Annotated in this window: 3 protein-coding genes; 1 reads left to right on the top strand and 2 read right to left on the bottom strand. The window is 77.0% G+C overall.

Features of this window, described 5'->3' with window-relative positions; genetic code table 11:
* On the bottom strand, positions 1 to 1,946 hold a 1,946-nt coding region (locus ACFWUQ_RS31140; protein ID WP_384544716.1), incomplete at its 3' end, for a phosphodiester glycosidase family protein.
* A 279-nt stretch (positions 1,947 to 2,225) separates the two neighbouring features.
* Between ACFWUQ_RS31140 and ACFWUQ_RS31135 the strand changes: the two genes are divergently transcribed.
* On the top strand, positions 2,226 to 2,669 hold the full coding sequence (locus tag ACFWUQ_RS31135; protein WP_384544714.1) for a profilin: 444 nt from the start codon (positions 2,226 to 2,228) through the stop codon (positions 2,667 to 2,669).
* A 45-nt stretch (positions 2,670 to 2,714) separates the two neighbouring features.
* Here the strand turns inward: ACFWUQ_RS31135 and ACFWUQ_RS31130 are convergent, their stop codons facing one another.
* The gene (locus ACFWUQ_RS31130; protein ID WP_384544712.1) at positions 2,715 to 4,877 is read right to left on the bottom strand and encodes a SpoIIE family protein phosphatase; all 2,163 of its coding nucleotides are present in this window, start codon (positions 4,875 to 4,877) and stop codon (positions 2,715 to 2,717) included.
* Between the last annotated feature and the right edge of the window lie 114 nt (positions 4,878 to 4,991).

Below are 4,991 nucleotides of genomic sequence, written 5' to 3'. Positions count from 1 at the left end.
GGATGAGTGTGTTGCCCACGCAGCGCACGGCGCTGGTGGAGATCAGCCGCTGGTCCATGACCCGCGGCGGAGGTTCGGTGGGACGCGGTGGCGACCGGGCCCAGCGCGATGCCGCGGCCCGGGCGGCCCTCGGCGGGAGCCGCGCCGGGGCCGGTCCAGGCGGCGGCGTCCTCCAGGTCGGCGAGGGGCACCGGGACGAGTCCGGCGCCGAGGGCGAGTTCGGTCGTGGCCCCGGTGGCCCGGACGGTGGCGTGGAGCCGTCCCGCGGCGTGCGGGACGAGCGCGGTCACGGTGAAACCGCCCCGGCCGTCCTCGGCGACACGCCACCGCGACGCGTCGAACCGCAGGCTGACGTCCCGGGGTTCGACCGTAGCCGCCGCACCCTGGGCGTCGTACCCGGTCAGGACGAAGCCGGCGCTCTCCCCCGCCCGCGCCAACCCGATCCGGTCGGGGGCCGGGCGGATCCGGGTGAGCGGACCGAGCACGTCCAGCCGGAGCGTGCCCTGCGCCGCCCCCCGTACGGCACGTACGGTGACGGCCCCGGCCGGCGGCGCGTGGAGCACCCCGTCCGCGCCGATGCGGCCCGTGTCGGCCGACCAGTCCGGTTCGCCCGCCGCGGGGCCGAGCGCGGCGTCGTGGCCGGTCGCCCGGAGGGTGCGGGTCAGGCCGGGGAAGAGCCGGGCGTCGCCGCCCCGGGCTTCGACGCGGAAGCCGGCCGTCCGGCCGGAGCCCGTCGGGGCGGTGAGGACCAGCCCGTTGGGGACGGGCCGGAGCCGGCCGTCCGAGGGCGCGTTCTCCAGCGCGAGCTCCGCCGCCCCGCTCAGGCCGGCGAGCAGGGTGGAGGAGCCGCCGCCGTCCAGGTTCAGCGCGTCGTGCACGCCGAGCCGGTGCAGCAGGCGGCCGAGGGCGGTGAGGGTGAGCCCGCCACTGTCCCGCCGGCGGCCGTCCACCGTCAGGATCCGCATCCGCCGGCCGTCGCGTGAGAAGCCCACCGCTGTGCGCGGGGCGGCCGCGTTGTTCCCCTTGCCGTCGTGGTTCTGCGGGACCCCTGCCACCACGAGGGCCTCCCGGCCGCCGACCGCGGCCACCGGCACCCGGCCGGTGCCGGATCCGGGACCGGTGCCGGTGCCACTGCCGCCACTGCCCACGGGTCCGGCCGTGGGTCGGGCCTCGACGGCCACCGCGTCGCCGGCACGCAGGGCGGCGAGTTCGGCCACCGCCCGGCCGTCCGCGACCAGCAGCGCGGTACCGGGTGCGGGGCGCGGGAGGCGCCCGGGGCCCCGTACCGTCCCGGCCGCGGTGACGAGGCCCTCCCGCACGTGTGCCGCCGCGCCCCCGGCCGGTACCCGGATCTCGCCCGCAGTCCAGTCGGCGGTGTAGGCGGCGACGCCCCCGGCGGCGGGCCGGGCCGCGTTGTATCCGGTCAGCGGGCACACCGCGCCGCCCGGCAGGGTGACGCCGCCGGCGAGCCCGACGCGCAGGACGCGCCCGCTTCCGTCGGCGTCGAATCCGATGGCCGCGCCGGCTCCCGTCGACGCCGAGTGCAGGAGCCGCCCCGCCCGCAGGCCCGGCCCGAGCGGTGCGCCCGTCCCCCTGATGTCGAAGAAGTCGCCGTTCACCGCGGCCACCACGCGCCGCCCGGCCCCGGCGGGGTGGCCCGCCGCCGCCTCCGCGACCGTGGCGGGGCGGGCGCCCGTACCCCGGAGGTACTCGGCGTGGACGCCGGCCCCGCCGCCCAGGTCCACCACGAGCTCGTCGATCCGCAGCCAGCGGTCGCTCTGGAGGAGGTCGTACGAGGCGAGTAGGACGCCCGGGGCGACCTGCCGGACGGTTCGGGCCGTCTCCACCTCCGCACCGCCCGCCGCGCGCGCGGCGGGCGCGGCAGGAGCGGCGAGGAGTGCGGCGAGCAGGACCGGCAGCAGCGCGGAGCGCGAGGACGGCGGCATCCGGGCAGGATCGGCGACAAACCGGCCGCCAAAAGTCCTCGACGCGGCCCTGACCAGCGGTTTCAGCCGTTCGGCCGCACGGGCGGCCACAGCCGCGCGCCGATCCGGTACCTCCCCGCGCAGCACCGCCCCGGCGCGGACCCGGGGTGAGATGCACGCGGCCGGGTAGGCGCACCGACAAAGGCGGGCGCTGCGCCGGTCGCCGTCGGGGACCTTTCCCGGGCCGCCGCGGCGTTAAGGCCGTGCGGGCCCTGGGCCCTGAACCGAGGGAGTGACCGGGTGGACGAGACGACGCACTATCTGCGGGAGGTCCTCGGCGGGGGACGGGTTGCCACGGCGGAGATCCTGCGCCTGGACGGTTCGGTCCGCGCGGCCACCGGCCCGTTCCTGACCACCGTCCGGGAGGGCCGGCAGCTGGCGGGATTGTTCGAGTCGCCGGGCGACGCCGTCGCGGCGGGGATCACCGTGGGCGGTGTGACGTACGTGGCGGCCGAGGCGGACGGGCACCTCCTGCACGGCAAGCGCGGCGCCGCAGGCGTCGTCGCCGTCAAGAACCCCCCGTTCATCGTGGTGGGTCTCTACGGGGAGGGACACCGCCCCGCGGACGCCGTACTCGCCGTCGGAAACCTCGCCGACCGCCTCGCGGCCGGCCTGGGTACGGCGCCCCCCTCCCCGCCCCCCGGCCCCGGCGCGCCCCACGACGAGGGCCGCCCCACCCCCTGACGCGGGCACCGGAGCACCGAACGGTTCCGGGGCCGGCTCGGCGCGTCACGCGGGCACGTGGTCGGCGGGCCGCCCCGCCGGCCGCGCGCCCGCGCCCACCGGTACGGAGAACTCGCACCACACGAGCTTCCCGCCGCCCCGGGGCTGCACGCCCCACGCGTCCGCGAGCCGTTCCACGAGCATGAGCCCGCGTCCCGACACCGCCCAGTCCTCCGCCGCACGCCGCTGCGGCTGCGCGCTGCTGGAATCGGCGACCTCGACCCGGATCCGCCCCTCACCGGTCAGCCGCACGCCGATGTCGGCGCCGCCGTCCGTGTGCACGAGGGCGTTGGTCATCAGCTCGTCGGCCGCCAGCTCGATCTCGTCGGCCCGGTCCGGGGCGCCCCAGGCGGCCGCCACGGCCCTGATCAGGTGGCGGGCCAGCCCCGGGCCCTCCGTGTCGCCGGGGTCCAGCCGGTGGTGCAGGGGACCGCCGCCGCGGGGAATGGGCGTGCCCCGGCGGCGCAGGACGAGGAGGGCCATGTCGTCCCCGCCGCCCGCGTCGCCGAGCAGCCCGCAGAGCGTGTCGGCGAGCTCCTCCACGTCGAGGGGGCCGCGGCCGACCGTCGACATGAACGCGCGCATACCGGTGTCGGGGTCCGTGCCCGGCCGCTCGATCAGCCCGTCCGTACAGAGGAGCAGGGTGTCCCCGGGGTGCAGTTCGAGCGTGGTGACGGGGTAGCCGCAGCTTTCGCCGGCGTGCGAAGCGGCCGAAAGTACCCGCCCCGTACCCGCGCCGGCGGCGTTCGCCGCACCGTCCCGCGGCAGGCCGAGCGGGAGGCCGCCCGCCACCGGGATCCGGTGGCAGCTGCCGTCCCCGCGGCGCACGAACGGGTCGAGGTGACCGGCGCGCACCATCCGGAGCATCCCGGTGGTGAGGTCCACCTCGGCGTACGTACAGGTGGCGAAGCGTTCCGTCTCCAGTTCCCGCAGGAACTCCGAGGCCCGGGCCATGGCCGTGCCGGGGGTGTGGCCCTCCACGATGTACGCGCGCAGGACGATGCGGAGCTGCCCCATGACGGCGGCGGCGTCCGTGTCGTGGCCCTCGACGTCCCCGATCATCACCCCGACCCGGCCCTCGCCGAGCGGGATCACGTCGTACCAGTCGCCGCCGATGTCCCGTCCCATCCGGGCCGAGCGGTACCGTACGGCGATCCGCGCGCCCGCCACCTCCGGGATCCGGCGGGGCAGCATGGCCCGTTGGAGGCCTTCGGCGAGGTCGTGCTCCTGCTCGAAGAGGATGGCGCGCTGCAGGCTCTGCGCGATGCCGCTGCCGAGGGCCATCAGCAGGTTGCGCTCCTCGGCGGTGAAGTCGCCGTCCCGCGTGTACAGGAGCCCTAGCGCGCCGATGGTCCGCCCCTGGGCGATCAGCGGCAGGTAGACCCCGCTGCGGACGTTCAGCGGCTCGATGTACGGCCACAGGTCCGGGTAGCGACGCTGGAACTGCTCGCGCGAGGCGAGGAGGACCGGCTGCATGGTGCGTACCGCCTCGCTCATCGGCAGGCGCGCGTCGATGCGGGTGTACTCGATCTCGGGTACGTACGAGCCCAGCTGGCCCTCGGCGACCAGGTGGATCCGGCCGCCGTCGACGATGCCCAGCATCACGCTGACGGCCCCGAGGTGTCCCAGGGCCTGCGGGTCCTTGAGGATGTCGGTCACATCGTTCACGGTGCGGGCGTGCGCCAGGATGGCGGTGGTCCGCTCGACGACGCCGGTCATCCGGCGCCGCCCTTCGCTTCCCTCGCTCCGCTCACGGGGGGCGCCGGGCTCGGCGGGGTCGTGCGCGGCGTCGCGGACGATGCCGATGACCCGGTACGGGCGGCCGGCCGGGTCCCGCACGATGCTGCCCTGGATGTGGGTCCAGGCCGGGGAGCCGTCGCGGCGGCGGCTGCGGATGTAGGCCCCGTAGTGGGTGCGGCCGGCCTTGAGCGCGTGGGCGACGCGGGCGTCGAGACGGGACGCCTCGGCGGGCGGGATGCGCCGGCGCAGTCCCTCGGCGGTGCCGGTGAACTCGTCCGGACGCAGGTCGAGGACCTCGAAGGCGGTGGGATCGAGGTGCATCCGTCCGCTGTCGAGGTCCCAGTCGAAGGTCCCCATGCGGTTCAGCGCGAGGCTCGTGTCCGGCCGCGCGGGCCAATCGACCTCGGGGTGGTGTCCCCTCTGGGCCATGCAGCCAGGGTCTCACCCCTTCCCTCCCCTGTCCCTGCGGGACGGGAGGCCGCGCCGGGTGCCCGCGGTCGGGCCGGGCCCGAACAGGTGCGGGTGCGGCGGGCGACCTTCGCC

The sequence above is a fragment of the Streptomyces sp. NPDC058662 genome (assembly GCF_042716255.1).
In the GTDB taxonomy this organism is placed as follows: Bacteria; Actinomycetota; Actinomycetes; order Streptomycetales; family Streptomycetaceae; genus Streptomyces.
The sequence above is the reverse complement of the archived record's forward strand: the minus strand, read 5'-3'. Positions and strand labels throughout refer to the sequence as shown.